General features: G+C 63.3%; 18 protein-coding genes. 8 read left to right on the plus strand and 10 right to left on the minus strand.

The genetic code is table 11. The features are described from left to right. The first annotated feature begins 26 nt into the window (after positions 1-26). The 3 genes from bufB to U3648_RS10360 are packed head-to-tail and all read left to right on the plus strand — an operon-like array spanning position 27 to position 2,217. Positions 27-881 (plus strand): MNIO family bufferin maturase, encoded by an 855-nt coding sequence (gene bufB, locus U3648_RS10350; RefSeq protein ID WP_420859154.1) that lies wholly within the window; start codon positions 27-29, stop codon positions 879-881. Next, a complete protein-coding gene (locus U3648_RS10355; protein ID WP_420859155.1) occupies positions 878-1,618 on the plus strand; it encodes an HvfC/BufC N-terminal domain-containing protein in 741 nt (246 codons plus the stop codon). Before bufB ends, U3648_RS10355 begins: the two co-directional genes overlap by 4 nt. 26 nt (positions 1,619-1,644) lie before the next feature. Further along, entirely contained in the window at positions 1,645-2,217 is a 573-nt protein-coding gene (locus U3648_RS10360) for a DoxX family protein (protein ID WP_420859156.1), read from the plus strand. Here the strand turns inward: U3648_RS10360 and U3648_RS10365 are convergent. Next, positions 2,174-2,542 (minus strand): hypothetical protein, encoded by a 369-nt coding sequence (locus U3648_RS10365; RefSeq protein WP_420859157.1) that lies wholly within the window; start codon positions 2,540-2,542, stop codon positions 2,174-2,176. The genes U3648_RS10360 and U3648_RS10365 overlap by 44 nt on opposite strands. 53 nt (positions 2,543-2,595) lie before the next feature. Beyond that, the gene (locus U3648_RS10370; protein WP_420859158.1) at positions 2,596-2,922 is read right to left on the minus strand and encodes an ArsC/Spx/MgsR family protein; all 327 of its coding nucleotides are present in this window, start codon (positions 2,920-2,922) and stop codon (positions 2,596-2,598) included. Between the two features lie 164 nt (positions 2,923-3,086). On the opposite strand from U3648_RS10370, the gene U3648_RS10375 reads away from it, so the two are divergent. Further along, the gene (locus U3648_RS10375; RefSeq protein WP_420859159.1) at positions 3,087-3,296 is read left to right on the plus strand and encodes a cold-shock protein; all 210 of its coding nucleotides are present in this window, start codon (positions 3,087-3,089) and stop codon (positions 3,294-3,296) included. Positions 3,297-3,354: 58 nt separating this feature from the next. On the opposite strand, the gene U3648_RS10380 is transcribed toward U3648_RS10375, so the two are convergent. From U3648_RS10380 to U3648_RS10390, 3 genes are all read right to left on the minus strand, one after another. After that, the gene (locus U3648_RS10380) at positions 3,355-4,116 is read right to left on the minus strand and encodes an ATP-binding cassette domain-containing protein (RefSeq protein WP_420859211.1); all 762 of its coding nucleotides are present in this window, start codon (positions 4,114-4,116) and stop codon (positions 3,355-3,357) included. 29 nt (positions 4,117-4,145) lie between these two features. Further along, positions 4,146-5,213 (minus strand): ABC transporter permease, encoded by a 1,068-nt coding sequence (locus tag U3648_RS10385; protein ID WP_420859160.1) that lies wholly within the window; start codon positions 5,211-5,213, stop codon positions 4,146-4,148. Between the two features lie 114 nt (positions 5,214-5,327). After that, positions 5,328-6,341: a sugar ABC transporter substrate-binding protein gene (locus tag U3648_RS10390; protein WP_420859161.1), complete on the minus strand. Its 1,014-nt coding sequence runs from the start codon at positions 6,339-6,341 to the stop codon at positions 5,328-5,330. A 185-nt stretch (positions 6,342-6,526) separates the two neighbouring features. Here U3648_RS10390 and U3648_RS10395 point away from each other — a divergent pair, with 185 nt between their 5' ends. Next, positions 6,527-7,699: an ROK family transcriptional regulator gene (locus U3648_RS10395; RefSeq protein ID WP_420859162.1), complete on the plus strand. Its 1,173-nt coding sequence runs from the start codon at positions 6,527-6,529 to the stop codon at positions 7,697-7,699. Between the two features lie 33 nt (positions 7,700-7,732). On the opposite strand, the gene U3648_RS10400 is transcribed toward U3648_RS10395, so the two are convergent. The 5 genes from U3648_RS10400 to U3648_RS10420 all read right to left on the minus strand — a co-directional run bounded on the left by U3648_RS10400 (position 7,733) and on the right by U3648_RS10420 (position 13,975). Next, positions 7,733-8,578: a polyphosphate polymerase domain-containing protein gene (locus U3648_RS10400; RefSeq protein ID WP_420859163.1), complete on the minus strand. Its 846-nt coding sequence runs from the start codon at positions 8,576-8,578 to the stop codon at positions 7,733-7,735. 15 nt (positions 8,579-8,593) lie between these two features. Continuing rightward, a complete protein-coding gene (locus tag U3648_RS10405) occupies positions 8,594-9,175 on the minus strand; it encodes a DUF4956 domain-containing protein (protein WP_420859164.1) in 582 nt (193 codons plus the stop codon). Positions 9,176-9,500: 325 nt separating this feature from the next. Beyond that, positions 9,501-11,558 carry an alpha-galactosidase gene (locus U3648_RS10410; RefSeq protein WP_420859165.1) on the minus strand — a complete coding sequence of 686 codons (2,058 nt, stop codon included), beginning with the start codon at positions 11,556-11,558 and terminating at the stop codon, positions 9,501-9,503. 278 nt (positions 11,559-11,836) lie between these two features. Next, positions 11,837-12,682: a L,D-transpeptidase gene (locus U3648_RS10415; protein ID WP_420859166.1), complete on the minus strand. Its 846-nt coding sequence runs from the start codon at positions 12,680-12,682 to the stop codon at positions 11,837-11,839. Between the two features lie 90 nt (positions 12,683-12,772). Continuing rightward, a complete protein-coding gene (locus tag U3648_RS10420) occupies positions 12,773-13,975 on the minus strand; it encodes an aminopeptidase P family protein (protein WP_420859167.1) in 1,203 nt (400 codons plus the stop codon). 259 nt (positions 13,976-14,234) lie between these two features. On the opposite strand from U3648_RS10420, the gene U3648_RS10425 reads away from it, so the two are divergent. From U3648_RS10425 to U3648_RS10435, 3 genes are all read left to right on the plus strand, one after another. Next, a complete protein-coding gene (locus U3648_RS10425) occupies positions 14,235-16,439 on the plus strand; it encodes an NADP-dependent isocitrate dehydrogenase (protein WP_420859168.1) in 2,205 nt (734 codons plus the stop codon). A gap of 301 nt (positions 16,440-16,740) precedes the next feature. After that, entirely contained in the window at positions 16,741-18,141 is a 1,401-nt protein-coding gene (gene murD / locus U3648_RS10430; protein ID WP_420859169.1) for a UDP-N-acetylmuramoyl-L-alanine--D-glutamate ligase, read from the plus strand. 52 nt (positions 18,142-18,193) lie between these two features. Beyond that, the gene (locus U3648_RS10435) at positions 18,194-19,975 is read left to right on the plus strand and encodes an ABC transporter ATP-binding protein (RefSeq protein WP_420859170.1); all 1,782 of its coding nucleotides are present in this window, start codon (positions 18,194-18,196) and stop codon (positions 19,973-19,975) included. Positions 19,976-20,179: the final 204 nt, after the last annotated feature.

Genomic DNA, 20,179 nt, shown 5'->3' on the forward strand with positions numbered 1-20,179 from the left:
ACCTTTCACCCAAAAGGCCCTGATCCATGTTTGACGCAACTCCCCCCTCTGCCCTGCCGCCCCTGCCCGGTGTCGGCTACAAGCCCCAGCACTACAGCGCGATCCTTGCGGACCCCGCGCCGGTTGGCTGGTTCGAGGTCCATGCGGAAAACTACATGGGCGACGGTGGCCGCCCGTTGGCGCAATTGAGGGCTCTGGCGGACCGGTTTCCAATCTCCGTGCATGGCGTCGGCCTGTCGATCGGCGGCGAGGGCCGCCTTGATCCCGACCATCTGTCGCGGTTGAAACACCTCTGCGATTGGCTGCAGCCTGCGTCTTTTTCCGAACATCTGGCGTGGTCCACCCACGACAGCCAGTTCTTCAACGATCTTCTCCCCCTGCCCTACACGCCCGCAACGCTGACCCGTGTCTGCGACCACATCGACGAGGTGCAAGAGGTGCTGGGGCGTCGGATGTTGCTGGAAAACCCCTCTTCCTACCTTGCCTTCGCCGAAAGCGAGATGGCAGAGCCAGAGTTCCTGCGTGCGGTCAGTGACCGCACCGGGTGTGAGCTGCTTCTGGACGTGAACAACGTCTTTATCTCGGCCACGAACCTTGGCTATGACCCCCGCGCCTATATCGACGCCTTCCCGCTGGACCGCGTCGGCGAAATGCATCTGGCGGGTCATGACGAGGATGAGGACGACAGCGGCGCGGTCCTGCTGATCGACAGCCACGGGCGCGAGATGGCAGAGCCGGTCTGGGCGCTTCTGGACTACACGCTGGCCCGGTCGGGGCCGAAACCCCTGCTGATCGAATGGGACAACGATGTGCCCAATTGGCCCGTTCTGGCGGACGAAGCCCGTCGTGCGGCGGCCGCGCTGGAAAGGATCCCGGCATGACCGAAGTGTCCCAATCCCATTTCCGCGCTGCCATGCTGGACGCGGCCCAACCGGTCCCCGAGGGCCTGCGCGACAAGGCAGGCGCACCCGCAGGCAAGCGGTTCAACGTCTACCGCAACAATGTGGCCGTCGGTCTGACCGAGGCGCTGGAGGCGGCCTTTCCGGTCATCCGAAAGCTGGTTGGCGATGCGTTCTTCAAGGCGCTGGCCGGGGTCTACCTGCGCAATCATCCGCCCGCCTCGCCCCTGATGATGCACTACGGGGCCGAGATGCCGGGCTTTCTGAAAGGGTTCGAACCGGCCCGCGCCCTACCCTATCTGCCCGATGTGGCCCGGCTGGAGATCGCGATCCGGCAATCCTATCACGCCGCAGACGCAGCGCCGGTCACGGTCGAGGATCTGGGCGCCCTGCCGCCCGAGGCCTTTGCCTGCGCCCGGTTCACCTTCGCCCCTGCCGTGCGGCTGGTGTCATCCCGGTTTCCGATCCACGGTATCTGGGTTGCCAACATGCAGCCCGGCGCGCCGAAACCCGGCAAAGGGGCCGAAGACGTACTGATTACCCGGCCCCAGTTCGATCCGCGCCCGCATCTTCTGTCCCGTCCCGCCGCGATCTTCACCGCCCGCATGATGGAAGGGCAGACCCTGACCGCCGCAATGGCCGCGGCGGGCGAGGGGCTGGACCTTGGCGAAACCCTTGCGCGCCTCTTCACCGAAGGCGCGATAACCCGAATTTCCTGACCCCGTTTTCTGATCCGGAGGCCCCGATGATCCTGTCCACATATGACCGCTTCGCCACCACACTCGACCGGGTCGCACCGAACTTCTTGCCGCTTCTGGCACGGTTGACCTTCGCCGGTGTCCTGATGGCCTATTTCTGGAAATCCGCGCTGACCAAGGTCGGCGACGGGATTTTCGGCATCTTCACCCCCTCACTGGGGGCCTACGCGCAGATCTTCCCCAAGGCGATGGAGGCCGTCGGCTATGACGCCAGCCAGTTGGGGCTGTTTCACTGGGCTGTTGTTGTCGCCGGAACGCTGGCCGAATTCATCCTGCCCCTGCTGATCGTGCTGGGGCTGTTCACCCGGCTGGCGGCGCTGGGGATGATCGGGTTCATCGCGGTACAAAGCCTGACCGACCTGTTTGGCCACGGCGGGATTGCCCATGACGGCACGCTGGGCGCGTGGTTCGACGGGGCACCGGATGCCCTGATCCTCGACCAGCGCGGGTTCTGGGTTCTGGGCTTGCTGGTTCTGGTCGGGCTGGGCGGCGGATGGCTCTCCGCCGACCGGTTGCTCAGAAATGGGCTTTCGGCTCGTCCGGTTTCCCAGCCGCAATAGCAAGGATACCGCCCAGCGCGACAAAGCCGATCGGGAACATGGTCCACACGTTGAACCCGAAGGCGGCATAGAACAGGCCCGCGGCCACGATCATCAGCCCGCCACCCCAAAGCGCCCGGATCTTGGCCATGGCCCCACCGGCGATGGCCAGAAGCGGCGCAAAGAAGCTGGCGAAGCGGATAAAGCCGGGGTTGTCGAGGAACCCGAATGCCTCGCCCACTTCCTGATAATTGTCAGTCAGTTCGGCATAGCCATAGCTGAACAGTCCGACGATCATGCCGATCAATCCACCGATCAGGCCAAGAACAAGGGCTGCGTTGCGCATCGGGTCGTCCTTTTTCGAATGTCTTTCGAGGTCAGATAAGAGTTTGCGGCGGATTATCCAAGGAGTGCCTGCTGAATGGCCGGGGTCCAGCCGACCGTCCACCCCGCATCGGAACGGATCGCGGGGCGTTTCAACAAGGTCGGATGCTCCGCCAAAAGCGATGCCAAGGGCCTGCCACGGCCCTCCTCAGACAGGCCCCGCCAAGTGGTCGAGGCCCGGTTGACCGCCTTGTCCCCGACCGCGCCCATAATTTCGGCAATCAGGTTTTCGGGCAGGCCGTCATCGCGCACGTCGCGATAATTCACGTCAATTCCCTTTTCCGCCAAGGCCTTGCGGGCCTTGCGGCAGGTGTCGCAGGTTTTCAGTCCGATCATCAACATGGGGGAACAATTGCCAGCGCGCGCCCGAGTTGCAAGTTGTCATTTGCCTTTTTCGGAATCGTGTTAGGCTTTCGACACGAGAGACTTGAAGACCACCTGCCACAGGGGGACCAAGATACCTCTCCCCCTGCCCCGCTCGGGGCGCTACTGACAGGAGGCCTGCCATGCCCAATGGCACTGTGAAATGGTTCAACACGACCAAGGGTTACGGGTTTATTGCCCCCGATGACGGCGGCAAGGATATCTTTGTCCACATCAGCCAGGTTGAACGATCCGGCCTGACCGGGCTGGCAGACAATGAAAAAGTGGAATTCGAACTGATCGAGGGCCGGGATGGTCGCCAGATGGCGGCCGAAATCAAGAAGTCCGGCTAGGCCGAGATGCGTTCGGGGCGCCACCCGTAGTGCTGGGTGGCGCCCCGTTTTTTTGCGACTATGCCGGGGGTTCCTTGGCCCCGGTCATGAAGGCCACCGCGTCGGACATGGTGTAATCCTTCGGGTCGATCACACAAAGACGCTTGCCCAGCCGATGCACGTGGATTCGGTCTGCGACCTCGAACACATGCGGCATGTTGTGGCTGATCAGGATGATCGGAATGCCCCGCGACCGCACATCAAGGATCAGTTCCAGCACGCGCCGGGATTCCTTGACGCCCAGGGCTGCCGTCGGCTCGTCAAGGATGATCACCTTGGACCCGAAGGCCGCGGCCCGGGCCACGGCGACCCCTTGGCGTTGGCCGCCCGAAAGGGTTTCGACCGCCTGATTGATGTTCTGGATCGTCATCAGGCCCAGCTCGGTCAGCTTGTCGCGGGCGATCTGTTCCATTTTGGGGCGGTCCAACTGGCGCAGAACCGACCCACGGAAACCCGGCTTGCGCAACTCGCGGCCCATGAACATGTTGTCGGCGATCGACAGGGCGGGCGACATCGCAAGGGTCTGGTAGACCGTTTCGATGCCTTCCTTGCGGGCGTCGGTCGGCGAATGGAAATGCACCTTGCGGCCTTCCAGTTCGATCTCGCCCTCGTCCGGGACGACCGCCCCGGAGATTGCCTTGATCAGGGTGGATTTCCCGGCGCCGTTGTCGCCGATCACCGCGAGGATTTCGCCCGGGTAAAGGTCGAAGTCGCAGTTATCTAACGCGGTCACCTTGCCATAACGCTTGACCAGTCCGCGGCCCTTCAGGATGGGCTGCATCGCGGTTTGGGATGCTTGTGCTGCCTGTGTCATGCCGAAACCTTTCTGATCCATTGGTCAACCGCCACGGCGCCGATGATCAACGCGCCGATAAGAAGGAAGGTCCACTGCGCGTCGGCCCCGGCCAGGCGCAGACCCAGCGTGAAGACGCCCACGATCAGGGCCCCGAACAGCGCGCCAAGGATCGACCCACGGCCACCGAAGAGCGAGATGCCCCCGATCACCACGGCGGTGATGCTTTCGATATTGGCAAGCTGGCCAGAAGTCGGCGACACCGACCCGATCCGCCCGATCAGGGCCCAGCCCGCAAAGGCACAGATCAGGCCGGACAGAACATAGACGGAAATCAGGACCGACTTCACATTCACACCGGACAGCTGCGCCGCGTCGGGGTCATCCCCAACCGCATAGACATGCCGCCCCCAAGCCGTGTGTTTCAGCACGTAGGCCAGAAGGAGCATCAGGAGCACCATGAAGATGACGCCGACAGTGAACACCGCGCCGCCCACGTTGAATTTCATAGCGAACAACTGTAACAGGGGCGCGTTCGCTTCGATCTCCTGCGCGCGGATGGTTTCGTTGGCGGAGTAGAGGAAGTTCGTGGCCAGAACGATCTGCCACATGCCCAGCGTCACGATGAAGGGTGGCAGTTTCATCACGGCGACAAGCCAGCCGTTGACGAAACCGCACAGCATGCCGGTCACCAGCCCCAGCACGATCGAGATTTCCACCGGAATCCCGTAGCGGAAGGTGAACTGTCCCATCACGACCGACGACAGGACCATGATCGCGCCGACCGACAGGTCAATGCCCGCGGTCAGGATCACAAGGCTTTGCGCCGCGGCCACGATGCCCACAATCTGTACCTGTTGCAGGATCAGCGTCAGGGCGAAGGGCGAAAAGAACTTGGACCCGAGAAGCAGGCCGAACACGACGATGGACGCCAGCAGCACGAACAGCGGGACAAGCGCGGGGTTCACATGAAGGGCATGCTGCAACCGTGCGAGCGCCCCTTTCTTCTGGCTGGTGAATTCAGCGACCGCTTCGGATCGGCTTGTTTTCACCACGGATTCGAAATCGTCGGCATTGCCAGACATTTTGGCGGCCTCCTCTGCATCGGGTGGGTATTGGGGAGAGTGTAGAGCATTTCTTAGAACAAGGGCGGGAAAAACCCGCCCTTGTCCGTAGTCAACTGATGGACGGTCCGGGTCTTAGCCCCAGCAGAGGTCCATGCCTTCGGCAACCGAAATGCTGTCGACGCCTTCGGCGGGCTTGTCGGTCACCAGTGCCACACCGGTGTCGAAGAAGTCCTTGCCGGGGGTGTTTTCCGGCAGGCTGCCGTCAGCGGCATAGGCGGCAATGGCTTCGATCCCGAGAGCCGCCATGCGCAGCGGGTACTGCTGCGAAGTCGCACCGATCACGCCATCGGCGATGTTCTGGACGCCAGGGCAGCCACCATCGACAGAGACGATCAGAACGTCGTTTTCGCGGCCAATCGCCTTGAGCGCTTCATAAGCCCCGGCAGCGGCGGGTTCGTTGATAGTGTAGACCACGTTGATCATCGGGTCGACGGCCAGAAGGTTTTCCATCGCCTTGCGGCCACCTTCTTCGTTCCCGGCGGTCACGTCATGGCCGACGATGCGCGGATCGGTTTCGTCGCCCCACTTGTTCGGGTCGCCCAGTTCAATGCCAAAGCCCTGCAGGAAGCCCTGGTCACGCAGCACGCCGACGGTCGGCTGGCTGACGGCGAGGTCAAGCATGGCGATCTTGGCGTTGGCGGCTTCGTCGCCAAGGGTGGCAGCGGCCCACTGACCGATCAGTTCACCGGCAAGGAAGTTGTCGGTGGCAAAGGTCGAATCCGCGGCGTCGATCGGGTCCAGCGGGGTGTCGAGGGCAATCACCAGAAGGCCGGCTTCACGGGCCTGGGTCACGGCGCTGACGATGGACGAGGTGTCGGACGCGGTCAGCAGGATACCCGACGCGCCATCGGCGATGCAGGTTTCAATCGCGGCGACCTGGGTCTCGTGGTCGCCGTCAACCTTGCCGGCGTAGGAGCGCAGGGTGATCCCGGCTTCGGCGGCGGCAGCTTCGGCGCCTTCACGCATCTTGACGAAGAACGGGTTGGTATCGGTCTTGGTGATCAGACAGGCGGATACGTCCTGCGCAGCGGCAGCACCGGCGGAAGTGACGACTGCAAGTGCAGTTCCGACGAGAAGTTTTTTCATGGTTTCCTCCCAGAGAAAGTCAAAAAGTCGGGGCCTCCACCCCGGCAAATCACGGCCCGATGTTTCGACCGCTTGCCCCTAAGACAACGCGATTCGACGGCCCGTGTCAATTAATTAATTAACTTTCTTTATTAATGGATTTCCCCTATAGAATAAGGGTGAGGAGGCCGATAGACTTGCGCGGCATGGAGGACGGACTGGTAAGATCGATCAGCTCAGGGCTGAGCCAAAAGGGGGTGCGCGACCACAACGAGCGCCTCCTCCTGTCGTTGATTCAGCGTCACGGCGCCCTACCCGGAAGTGACCTTGCGCGGATTGCAAACCTGTCGCCGCCCACCGTTTCTGCGATCCTGCGCAGGCTTGAAACCGACGGGCTTTTGGAACGTGGGGATCCGGTCCGTGGCAAGGTTGGCAAGCCCTCTATCCCGATGCGTCTTGCGGCCAATGGTGTCTATTCCTTCGGGCTGAAGATCGGGCGCAGGTCTGCCGAACTTGTCTTGATCGACTTTTGTGGGAACACGCGCCACCAACGCCAGCTGACCTATGCCGTTCCCCTGCCCGATGTGATTTTCGATTTTGTCGCGGCGGCTGTGTCCGAAATCAAGGGATCGCTGTCAGATGAGTCGATGGCCCGCATCTGCGGGATCGGCGTGGCCGCCCCGTTTGGCCTTTGGAACTGGCCTGAAAGCACCGACAAATCGGACGAGGCGTTCCAATCGTGGAAAGACGTGGACCTGCGTGCCCGTGCCGCCGACATCACCGGGCTACCGGTGACCCTGATGAACGACGCAACCGCCGCCTGTCAGGCAGAGCACATGTTCGGGCGCGGCAAGGAATTCCGCGACTACGCCTATTTCTTTATCGGGGCCTTCATCGGTGGCGGTGTTGTCCTGAACAACTCTGTCTTCGAAGGACCGCAAGGGAACGCGGGGGCACTTGGATCACTGCGCACGGTCGGCCCCAACGGCGAAAGCATGCAGTTGGTCGACATGGCATCGATCCACCAGTTGGAACTGCGCCTGCGCGAGGTGGACCTTGACCCCCGCCAGTTGTGGACCGAACCGGATAGTTGGACCAACCTGTCGCGCTATGTCGACCCGTGGTTAGGCCAGACGGCGCAGGAACTGGCGAAAGCCGCGCTTTCGACCTGTTCGGTCATTGATTTCGAAGCGATCCTGATCGACGGGGCCTTCCCCGCCGCGATCCGTGAAGAACTGGTATCCCGCGTGCGCCGCTATATGGCCACGCAGGATACGCGCGGGTTGATTCCGCCCCGGATCGAAGCGGGCAGTATTGGCGCAAGGGCCCGGTCGGTCGGCGCAGCGAGCCAGCCCGTGGGCGCCCATTTCATGCTGTGAAGGCGCCGGAGGGTTCGATCCAGCGCCCATGCATCAGGCAACCCCGACAACACCCACCGCCGGTTCATCCATGCCGAACGGGCGCTTCAACTGCCCACAGGCCGGTGGATGCAGGCCCAGTTTGCGCATCGTCGGGATGAACCTGTTGTAGCGTGTCACACGTCCGGTCAGCGCCATACCGATACAGTATTTCGAACACCGGCGCGTCGGCCGTTCCCCCGCCTTGCGCAACAGCCGGTCCGCGTGACCGCGCCCGTTTGCGGACTTGGTTTCCATGATGAACCTGTCGGTCCCCGCGGCCAGCACCTTGCCATCGCTAAGGAACCGCAGATCGGTATCTATCGTGATCCTCTCTCCGCCGGACTTCGCAACCAGCGTGATCCGCCGATAGGACACGTCCAGCGATGGTGCCAGCGCATAGGGAAAGGGCTTGCCATACTGACGGCCATAGGTGGTGCGGGCGAACTCCGCCGCCTCATCCGACAGCCCGTGAAGGTCGGCAGGATCATAGGGCATCCGGTATTTTTCGGTCATGCCGCGCTGTCCCTTGACCTTGACCTCCAGAAAACACAGGCCCGCGTCGACATAGCTGCGCGCCCGCACCTTGAACCCCAGACGCTTGCCCTGATGGTGTTCGAAATAGGCGCTACAGTCGGCATCGTCGAAATACCGCGTATCGTAGGAAAAGGCCCGCTTTCCATCTATTTCCAGAACGTCATAGGCCTGCGCGAAATCTGGAATCAGATCCAGAAAAGTCGCGCGCGGCATCACATATTTGTTGTCGATCCGGGCCATCATTTCCGCCTTTGCGTTCAATTGGCCAAGGCTGATCGGGGTGAAAGGGGCGGTCAGGATATCAATTTTGGAACAACAGGTCATTGCAGTCGTCCTTTGTCAGGTCCGATAAAATACAGTGATGCGGGCAAGGTCGTTGACGTAGTTCAGTTCATTGACCTGAAAATTCATGACGCGAACGCCCAGCCGCTCGGACAGGTGGGCGCACATGGCCTCGGTGTCTGACAGGACGTGCGGGTCGATCCGATCAAGCGTCAGCTTGGCGGCAGAGGCGGACCGAAGGATCTTGGGATGGTCCAGCATCCAGGCCGCGACCAGGACAAAGGCCAGGATCAGGACAACCAGTGCCAGACCAGTTCCAAGCACCGAACAGATCACCGCAATGGCAATGGACCCGAAGAAATAGCTGATCTCGATCTTGGATATCTGTTCGGACCGAAGGCTGAACAAGGCGAGGATTGCAAACAGGCCGAACCCGGCGGCGATACTGAATTCGACGCTGGACAGGATCGTGAGAACCGCGAAGGCGAAGATATTGAACATCGCCGCAGTCGTCGCAAGTTCCTTGTCCCGGTATCGGCGGTAGAACATGCCGAACATCAGCGCGATCATCGAAACGGCGTTCAGCGCGAACCGGATCGCCAGTTCCGCAATCGGGTCCAGTGGGTCAAGAAGGGGCATCGCAGATCCTGTAGACATGGCCCCCGACAGCCGGGCGGCACCAACGCCCCACACCTGCCATTCCTTGCACGGGATCGGACCCGCGGGTGGTCAGGTGATGTTTCGGACCTTTGCCGACATCCAAGGCCCTCGCCCCCGTTTAGACCGGGGCAAGACCGTGCGAGCTGTTTGGTTTTCTACGGTTTCCGCGCCGGGCATGACGGGCAAACGGCCCTTGGCCATCCGACCAAGGTCCGTGTTTCTGACACCGGGTTTCGCCCCTGCGGAGGTGAAACAGGGGCCGATCCGACCTTCTGTCGAAGAGAACGCACGGTCTTGACGGCTGTTACTGCCGGGTCCCTTCCACGACGTAGACCGTTTCCGGCCACGCGATCGGCAGGTTGATACCCGCAGTCATGAGCGCGCGGCCCGACAATCGCAACGTCGCGGTTTTCAATGCATTTCCACCGCGCGAATGCGGCGCGATGTGTTCGGGGTTGGCCAGACGAACGGCGTAGATCGCTTCGGGGTCCAGTCCGGTCAGGCGCAGGGCCCGCGGCAGGTTCTGGGTCGACGTCACCCCCTGCCCCGCGAAAACGACAAAGCGGCTCTTGTCCTGCGCGATCTGGATTTCTGCGGTCACCGCCGGATCGTCGCAGTCCAGCGCATGGATCGCCCCCGACATCATCCAGCCGCGGTTCGCCTTGAACCACGCGGTCACGAGGGTCAGTTCGGCCTCTTCTTCAGCCGTGAAGCTGCGCAGATCGCTTTCGAACCCCATGTGACGCATGGCGGCGATCCAGGCGCGGAAGCCCATCGACAGCCGGCGACCGGTGGTGTGGGAATGGGCCGCGCCCACATGGCTGCCCGTGATCGCCGACGGGATCATAAGGGCGGCGGCCTGCTGCATCCGCAGCCTTTCTGCCGCGTCGATGCAATCCGACAGCCAGACCCGGCTTGTGTGTTCAAGAATGCCGTAGTCGATCCGACCCCCGCCCGAGGCGCAGCTTTCGATTTCCACCTTGGGATGGGCGGCCCGAAGGCGGGCCAGAAGGTCAAGGATGCCCCGCCCCTGTGCCGCGTCCAGCATGGGCAACAGGCGGTTGTGGTCCCATTTGAGGTAGTCAATCGCGTTGTCCGACAGGATCGCGTCGAGCACGGCAAAGAGGTGGTCGCGCACCTCTGCCTTGCCGAGGTCAAGCACCAGCTGATGCCGCCCCGTGGTCTGATCCAGCGGGCCAAGCACCCAATCGGGATGGGCGCGGTAGAGGTCGCTTTCGGCGTTGATCATCTCTGGCTCGACCCACAGGCCGAAGGTCATGCCAAGCGCGTGAACCTTGTCGATCAGGGGTGTCAGCCCGTCCGGCCATTTGCGCCGGTCGATCTGCCAATCGCCCAGCGACGTCGTGTCATCGTCCCGCTTGCCGAACCAGCCGTCATCCAGAACAAACCGTTCCGCCCCGATCCGCGCGGCGCGTTCGGCCATGTCGGACAGGGTGGCGATGTCATGGTCGAAATAGACCGCTTCCCAGCAGTTATAATGCACGGGGCGTGGGCGGGCCGGGTCCGGCCAAGTGACAATCGTGTCCCGCACATGGGCCTGTAGCTGCACCGCACAGCCGTTCAGCCCCGTGTCAGACCGGGCAACCGTCAGCGTCGCGGTTTCGAACCGTGTGCCGGGGGCGCGTTCGGCCCCCGCCCCATTGCCGAACTGGATCAGGCGGCGACCGTCGGGCAATTCCTCGGCGATCATGCGGTGCCCGCCGGGCCAGCCATAGGCAAAAGCCGTCGCCTCGCCCCGCGTGAACCGGGCATGGGGACTGGCGGTATAGGCAAATGGCGGCGTTTCGTGACCCGACCGGCCCAAACGCGCCTCGCGCAGCCGGGCACCCGGCGCAAAACCCTGCCGCTGCATCCGGAATTCACCGTTCCAGCGACCCGAGAATTCGATCAGATCAGACTGCGCCCCCGGAACCGGCAGCACCGGCGCGGACAGCCAGTCCAGCCTGACAGGCGCGGTTGTTTCAATCGCAGCCCGAAGTGTCAGCACGCCATCAAGCGTAATCTCTGCCGTATAGGTCACTCCACCCGACACGGCCGATACATGCAGGCTTTTTCCACGGGCCGTGATCGTCGCAGGCGCAAACTGAAGCGGGATTTCCGCACCGTCAACGTCAAGAACCCGCAACGCAGGTTGCCCCATGTAGACACCATCGGCGACAGGGCAGATTGTGAGACGCGCAACCGCGTCCACCATCCCGCCCGTCAGGTCCATGCGCCCCGCGTCAGCCAACTGGTCCAGATCCTCGGCGTCAGGCAATCGAGGCCCGAAATAGGCAATGCACGGCAAGCCCCCGGTCGGCTGGAGCACGAGCGTCTGACTGTCATCATCAATTCTGTACATCAGGCATTCACCTTCAAAACCGCGTCGGCAAGACGCATTGTGTGGTCGGTCTGTGGCTGTTCAAGCATCTGGTCTTGCTGGCCAGTTTCAACGCATCGCCGCGCTGTGACACCGTTTATTATCACTATCAGGGGTGTTTTGAAGCCTGTGCCCGAAACGGGGATGCGGCGGCGGCCAGTTCAGGCGCAGGCCCAATCCGCCAAACGGGGGAACGACGGTTTATCCGCCCTTCGCCCCTGCCGGCCGCATTGGTCAAAACGATCCCGACTGGCTGTCTGTCAGCCTGCCGTTGCCTCGTCCGCGCCGCTGTCGCTCGTTTCGTCCGACACCACATCGGTCGCGCCGTAGATCGATTCAGGGCTGACAATGGTCGGGGGCAGTTCTTCGCCGCGCGGGCTGTAGGCCGGGCCGAGCAGCCGCAGGGAATCCTCTTCGGTGCGGATGTTCACCGTCGTCGGAACCTCGACCCGGTCGAACAGGTCGATGATATCGTGGTTGAACAGGCGGATACAGCCCGCCGATCCGGAATTGCCGATCGACGGCAGGTCATTCGTTCCGTGGATGCGGTAGTGGGTGTCCCGGTTCCCGCGATAGAGGTAGAGCGCCCGCGCGCCCAACGGGCTGGCCAGCCCGCCTTCCACGCCGCGGCGGAAGGGCCCATAGACCTCGGGTTGGCGGCGCAGCATGTTCGCGGTCGGGGTCCAGCTTGGCCATTCTTTCTTGGCCCGGATGACAGTCGTTCCGCGCAGCGACAGCCCGGCGCGTCCTACGGCGATGGGATAGCGCCATGCGGTGCCATCATCGAGGATGAAGTAAAGGAACTTGGCCCATGGGTCGATTTCGATGGTGCCTGGCTCGCGTTCACCTTCGTAGAAGACCAGTTGCCGCCGGTTGGGCCATTCCAGAAAACTGGGCGGGATCGGCGGCAGGCTGAAGCCGCCATCCTCGATCGGGCCGTAGCCTTCCACCGGGATGAAACCGAACAGGTCCATCGCCTGCTGCGCCGACATCGGGCCTTCCCCGTCGGGGCCAACGACATCCTCGGGCACCGGGGTACAGGCGGTGGCGGCGGCGGATCCGGCTAGGGCAATGAAGGCGCGGCGGGTGGGTGTCAAAAACGGCATTAGATTCCCGGTAATAAGCAACGTTGAACGATCCTTAGCACCCTGAACGCCGGTTGCAAAACACTCCTGTCCCGCCGCGTCACAATGGTGTTATCCGACCACGTTGAATTCCGGCCCGTAGGGATATTTGGTGATATCCTCGTTGCCGTCTTCGGTGATGATCATGATGTCGTGTTCGCGGTAGCCACCGGCGCCCGGCTGACCTTCGGGGATGGTCAGCATCGGCTCCATGCTGATCACCATGCCCGGTTCCAGAACCGTGTCGATGTCTTCGCGCAGTTCCAGCCCGGCCTCGCGCCCGTAATAGTGGGACAGCACACCGAAGGAATGGCCATAGCCGAAAGTCCGGTACTGCAGCAGTTGCCGTTCGGCAAAGAAGTCGTTGATCTGCGCCGTAATCTCGGAACATTTCGCGCCGGGCTTCAGCAGGCTGATCCCCAGTTCGTGGGCCGCGACGTTGGCTTCCCAGATCTTCAGGCTGGCCTCGTCCACCTCGCGCACGAACATGGTCCGTTCCAGCGCGGTGTAATAGCCCGAGATCATCGGGAAGGTGTTCAGCGACAGGATATCGCCGACCTGCAATTGCCGTGCGGTCACGGGGTTATGCGCCCCGTCGGTGTTGATCCCTGACTGGAACCAGACCCAGGTGTCGCGATATTCGGCTTCGGGGAAGCGCTTGGCGATCTCCAGTTCCATCGCGTCGCGGCCCGCCATGGCCACGTCAATCTCGCGCGCGCCAACGCTGATCGCGTCGCGGATGGCAAAGCCACCAACATCCGCCGTGGCGGCGCCCGCGCGGATCATCTCCAGTTCAGCCGGAGATTTGTGCATCCGCTGCACCATGGTCGCGGCGGCAATGTCGCGGGTTTCCGACGGCGACAGGAATTCGTCCAGCAGCGCCTTTTGGGCAAGGCTGATGTGGTCGCCCTCGTAGCCGATGACCTTGCCGGTGCCGGTAACCGAGCGGATCGCCCGCCAGTAGTTGTTCCGCTTCCAGTCGGTATAGGTGATGTTGTCGCCGTGGCAGCGCCGCCAGGGTTGGGCCGCGTCGATGCCCGCGCTGATGGTGACACTTTCGGTCGCCGTCACGACCAGCCCGTAGGGCCGTCCGAACGAGCAATAGAGAAACCCCGAGTAATAGGCGATGTTGTGCATCGAGGTGAAAACGGCGGCATCGACCCCGGCGTCGGCCATGATCTTGCGCAGCCCGGCAAGCCGGTCGTCATATTCGGATGCGGCGAACGGCAGGATGCGGTCGCCCTGGTGAAAACGGTAGAATTCGGGACGGTCCATGTTTGGCCCCCTTCTTAGCAAAGAGGTCCCGGCGTTCAGGACGGACATGCGTGGAATCACGGGGCGACGCCATCGCCCCACGCATTGAAACCGTTAGCGTGGGCGAAACCGTTTTTCCAGTGTCTTGTTGCGCCCGGTGTTAGCGGCAAAGTAAGACCGCGCAGGCATCCGGCAATTCTGCCCCTGTGACAGCTTGGTCACTGGCGCTTCCGGCTTTTGTATACTATTGTATGCCAAACTTGATTCTGGCGAGGACATCATGGACGCGAACACCACCCCCGACATCATCTACACCAAGGTCGACGAAGCACCGGAACTGGCCTCGGCCTCGCTTCTGCCGATCATCCAAAGCTTTGCGAGCGCCGCGGGCGTGAGCGTAGGCACCAAGGACATCTCGCTTGCGGGCCGTATCCTTGCGACCTTCCCGGACTATCTGACCGAAGAGCAGCGGATCAGCGACGATCTGGCCGAACTGGGCGAACTGGTGAAGACGCCCGAGGCGAATGTGATCAAGCTGCCCAACATTTCGGCCTCGGTGCCGCAGCTGGTCGCGGCGATCAAGGAACTTCAGGCTCAGGGTTATGCCCTGCCCGACTATCCCGAAACCCCGGCCACCGACGAAGAAAAGGCGGTGCGCGCCAAGTATGACACCATCAAGGGGTCAGCGGTGAACCCGGTTCTGCGCGAAGGCAACTCGGACCGCCGCGCTGCCGCCGCCGTGAAGAAGTTTGCTCAGGCCAACCCGCACCGGATGGGCGACTGGTCGGCCGACAGCAAGACTCGGGTCGCCGCGATGTCGGGCGGCGATTTCTACTCGAACGAGGCATCGGCCACCCTGCCGGCCGCCGCCACCGCGAAGATCGTGCTGGAAACGGCCGACGGCGAAACCGTTCTGAAGGACGCGGTCAGCTACCCGGCCGGGACCGTGGTCGACGCGACCTATATGTCGGCGAAGGCGCTGGACGTCTTCCTTGCCGAAGAGATTGAAAAGACCAAGGCCGAAGGCGTGCTGTTCTCGCTGCACATGAAAGCCACGATGATGAAGGTCTCTGACCCGATCATCTTTGGCCACGCGGTCAAGGCTTGGCTGGCCCCCGTCTTTAAACAATTCGGCGACCGGCTGGCGGAACTCGGCGTGTCCGGCAACGCGGGCCTTGGCACCCTTCTGGAGAAGGTCAAGGACGAACCGGAAATCCTCGCCGCGATCGAGGCGGTCAACGCCACCCGCCCGCCGATGTATATGGTCGACAGCGACCGGGGCATCACCAACCTGCACGTCCCGTCCGACGTGATCATCGACGCCTCCATGCCCGCGCTGATCCGCGCAGGCGGCAAGGGCTGGGGCCCGGACGGCAAGGAACATGACGCCGTCTGCGTCATCCCCGACAATTCCTATGCGCCGGTCTATGACGCCGCGATTGAATTCTTCAAAGCAAATGGCAAACTGAACCCGGCCACCGCCGGGACGGTGCAAAACCTTGGCCTGATGGCGCAGAAAGCCGAAGAATACGGCAGCCACCCGACCACCTTTGAAATCCCCGCCGACGGCGTTGTGAAGATGGTTCTGGAAGACGGGACCGTCCTGCATCAGCACAGCGTCGAGGCGGGCGATATCTGGCGGTCGGCCAGCGCCCGCAAGGCGCCGATCGAGGACTGGGTGAACCTTGCCATCGAACGCCAGCGGCTGACCGGCTACCGGTCGATCTTCTGGCTGGATGAAAACCGCGCCCACGACGCCCAGCTGATCGCCTATGTAAAGCCGATCCTTGAAGCCAAGGGAGTGGCCGACAAGTTCGAAATCATGGCCCCGCGCGAGGCGACCATCGCCAGCCTTGAAACCATCACCAAGGGCGAAAACACCATCGCGATCACCGGCAATGTGCTGCGCGACTACCTGACCGACCTGTTCCCGATCCTTGAACTGGCCACCTCGGCCAAGATGCTGTCGATCGTGAAACTGATGCAGGGCGGCGGGCTGTTCGAAACCGGTGCCGGTGGCTCCGCGCCGAAGCACGTGCAGCAGCTACAGGGCGAAAACCACCTGCGTTGGGACAGCCTTGGGGAATTCTGCGCCCTCGGCGAAAGCTTCAAGTTCCTGGCCGAGGCCAAGGGCAACCGCAAGGCCGCCGTTCTGGGCGACGCGGTCGAGGCCGCGACCCAGGGCGTGCTGGACCATGACCGCAGCCCGGGCCGCAAGGTGGGCCAACCCGACAACCGCGACAGCCACTACTGGTTCGCCCGCTACTGGGCCGAGGCGCTGGCCGCACAGTCGGACGACGCAGAGCTTGCCGCCCATTTCGCACCCATCGCCGCAGCCCTTGCCGAGAACGAGGCGACGATCATCGCCGAATTGCAGGCGGGCCGGGGACAGGCCGTGGATCAAGGCGGCTACTACCACCCGGATGCGGCCAAGACCGCGGCGATCATGCGGCCGTCGGCCACGATGAACACGATCATCGGCTGATCCAACCGCATGATGACAACATCGGGGGGCGCCTTCGGGCGCCCTTTCCCATTCGCGGATGGTGGGTCACGCCCCACCTTACCCGGGGGCGCTTCGCCGCCCGGACCCCCCGAGCAAATTTCCAACCCAAAGACGAATGGACCCTCATTTTGCCCAAAATACTCCGGGGGTGAGGCCCGAAAGGGCCAGAGGGGCAGCGCCCCCTGAAACGTAAGGTGGGTCTTGACCCACCACCCCCCGCACCTTGCGCATTTCTCGGGCCGGGGGCAGTCTGCCCCGACCAAAGCGAGAGGGTGTTCAGATGATTCCAGTGCGCGGTGTCGCGGGACAGAAAATCGGCGTTCTCGGGCTGGGCCGGTCGGGCCGGGCCACAGCGCGCGCGCTGATCGCGGGTGGGGCCGAACCGATCTGTTGGGACGACAGCCAGACTGCCCGCGACGCGGCCGATGCCGAAGGGCTGGCCCTTGCCGACCTGAGCAAGGACAAGACCCTGTCGGGCCTTGCCGCGCTGATCACTTCGCCTGGCATCCCGCATCTTTACCCCACCCCGCATCCCGCGATTGCCGCCGCATTGGTGGCGGGCGTGCCGGTGGACAATGATATCGGCTTGTTCTTCCGGTCCTTCGGGGGCGACGACTGGGACAGTTTCGACCAGACGCCCCGGATCGTGGCGATCACCGGGTCGAACGGCAAATCCACCACCTCGGCCCTGCTACACCACATCCTGTCAGAGGCAGGCCGTCCGACCCAGCTGGCCGGCAATATCGGCCGCGGGGTGCTGGATCTTGACCCTGCCCGCGATGGCGAGGTGATCGTGCTGGAACTATCCAGCTACCAGACCGATCTAGCCCGCGCCCTGACCCCGGATGTGGCCGTCTTCACCAACCTGTCGCCCGATCATCTTGACCGGCATGGCGGACCGGGCGGCTATTTCGCGGCCAAGCGTCGGCTGTTCGCCGAGGGCGGGCCGGACCGGGCCGTGATCGGCGTGGACGAAGCCGAGGGCCGCTATCTGGCAAACCAGCTGTCCGAGGGGCCAGGCGATGATCGGGTGATCCGCATCTCCTCGGGACAAAAGCTGGCCGGGGAAGGCTGGACCGTCTTTGCCCGCAAGGGGTTCCTGTCGGAATACCGCAAGGGGCGGCAGGTGGCTTCGATCGACCTGCGGGCGGTATCGGGCCTGCCGGGCGCCCATAACCACCAGAACGCCTGTGCCGCCTATGCTGCCGCGCGGACGCTGGGCATCGGACCGCGCCAGATCGAGGCCGCGATGAAAACCTATCCGGGCCTGCCGCACCGGTCGCAACTGGTGGCCGAGGCGGGCGGAGTGCGTTACGTCAACGACAGCAAGGCCACCAATGTGGACAGCGCGGCCAAGGCGCTTGGTGCCTTCGACCGCGTCCGCTGGATCTGCGGCGGCTTGCAGAAAGAGGGCGGTCTGGCCGGTCTTCTGCCTGCCACCGGGTCGGTCCTGAAGGCCTATGTCATCGGGCGCGAGGCCGAGGATTTCGCCCGTCAGCTGACCGGAGTCGAGGCTGAGGTCTGCACCACGATGGACACCGCCGTCGCCCGCGCCATGGCCGAGGCCGAACCGGGCGATACGGTCCTTCTGGCCCCCGCCTGCGCCAGTTTCGACCAATACGACAACTTCGAACTGCGGGGCGAGGATTTCACCGCCCGCGTCCGGGCGGGCTTGTCCTGACCCGCCCGCGCTTTGGCTTGCCCCTGTCGGGGCCAACGGGATAGAGGGGGCCATGACCCTGACCAACACCCCCGACGTGACGCCCGCCCCCGCGCCCCAGACCGTGCGGGCGCTTTTGGCGTGGCTCTGGCGGGGGTTCCTGCATCGGCACAAGGGCACGCTGGCTGCCGCGCTGGTGTTCATGGTCATCGAAGGGTCGATGCTCGGGCTGATCAGCTACCTGATCAAACCGATGTTCGACGATGTCTTCGTCGCCGGCAATATCGGGATGCTTTGGACCGTCGGTGGCGGGATTCTGGTAATCTTTGCTGTCCGCGCGGTCACCTCTGTCCTGCAACGGGTGCTGATGACGCGGGTGCAACAGCGCATGGCCGCCGACCTGAGGACTGGTCTGGTTGACAAGCTGATGCGGCTTGACAGCGCGTTTCATCAAAAGAACCCCCCAGGCTACCTGATCGAACGGGTGCAGGGGGATGTGGAATCCATCGGGCTGGTGTGGAACCAGCTCGCCACCGGGTTGGGGCGGGACGTGGTTTCGGTCATCGCGCTGTTCAGCGTGGCACTTTGGATCGACTGGCTTTGGACCGTCTTGGCGCTTCTGGGCATTCCGCTGCTGATCCTGCCCTCGCTGCTGGCGCAGGGCTTTGTCCGGCGGCGGGCACGGGCGGCGCGCGAAGTGGCGGGCCGCATGTCGATCCGACTGGACGAGATCTTTCACGGGATCGCCCCGATTAAGCTGAACCGGCTGGAACGCTACCAGTCGGACCGCTACCGCAGCCTTGCCGAAGACCGGGTCCGGTCCGAGGTCGGATCCGCCTTCGGGCAGGCGCTGATCCCGGCACTGATCGACATCATGACCGGGATCGGGTTCCTGTGCGTGCTCTATTTCGGCGGGCTTCAGATCATCTCTGGGGACAAAACCGTCGGGGATTTCATGGCCTTCTTCACTGCCATGGCGCTGTCCTTCGACCCTCTGCGGCGGCTGGGCAACCTGTCGGGACAGATGCAGGCAGCCTCGGCCTCGATCGAGCGGATAAATGGGGTCTTTGCCGAACCGGTCGCGCTGAAAGACCCGGCGCGCGCCCTGCCCGCGCCCACGGGCGCGCCCGAGATCGCGTTGCGCGATGTGACCCTGTCCTATGGCGACCAGACCGTGCTGCGGGGTGTGACCCTGACCGCCGGGGCCGGGCAGACGGTTGCGTTAGTGGGCGCGTCGGGGGCCGGGAAAAGCACCGTCTTCAATCTGCTGACCCGGCTCGTGGATGCGGACAGCGGCGCGGTCACGATTGGCGGGGTGGACACGACCGACCTGACGCTGTCCGACCTGCGCGGGCTGTTTTCGGTGGTCAGTCAGGACGCCGCCCTGTTTGACGACAGCTTGCGCGAAAACATCCTGCTGGGTCGCAGCGATATCACTGAGGAGCGGTTGCAGCAGGTGCTGGACGCCGCCCATGTGACAGAATTCCTGCCCAAGCTGCCCAAGGGCCTCGACAGCCCGGCCGGGCCGCGCGGGTCGAACCTGTCCGGTGGGCAACGGCAGCGGATCGCCATCGCCCGCGCCTTGCTGCGCGACACGCCCGTGCTGTTGCTGGACGAGGCGACCAGCGCGCTGGACACCAAATCCGAAGCAGTCGTGCAGGAAGCACTCGAAACCCTGTCCAAGGGCCGCACCACTCTGGTGATCGCGCACCGCCTGTCGACCGTGCGAGACGCCGACAAGATCGTGGTCATGGACCGGGGCCGCGTGGTGGACGAAGGCACCCATGACGCGCTTCTGGCCCGCGGCGGCCATTACGCAGACCTTTACCGGATGCAGTTCCGCGACGACGCCTAAGGGGTGGTGGGTTAAAACCCACCTTACCCGGGGGCGCTTCGCCCCCCGGACCCCCCGAGGATATTTCCAACCCAAAGAAGAATGGACCCTGAGTCCAGCCCCCTACTTTGGGTCAATAAATATCCCGGGGTGAATGGCCCGTCAGGGCCAGAGGGGCAGCGCCCCTGAAACGTAGGGTGGGTTTTAACCCTCCATCCCTCAGGG

This window comes from Marivivens marinus (genome assembly GCF_035969385.1).
In the GTDB taxonomy this organism is placed as follows: Bacteria; Pseudomonadota; Alphaproteobacteria; order Rhodobacterales; family Rhodobacteraceae; genus SELP01.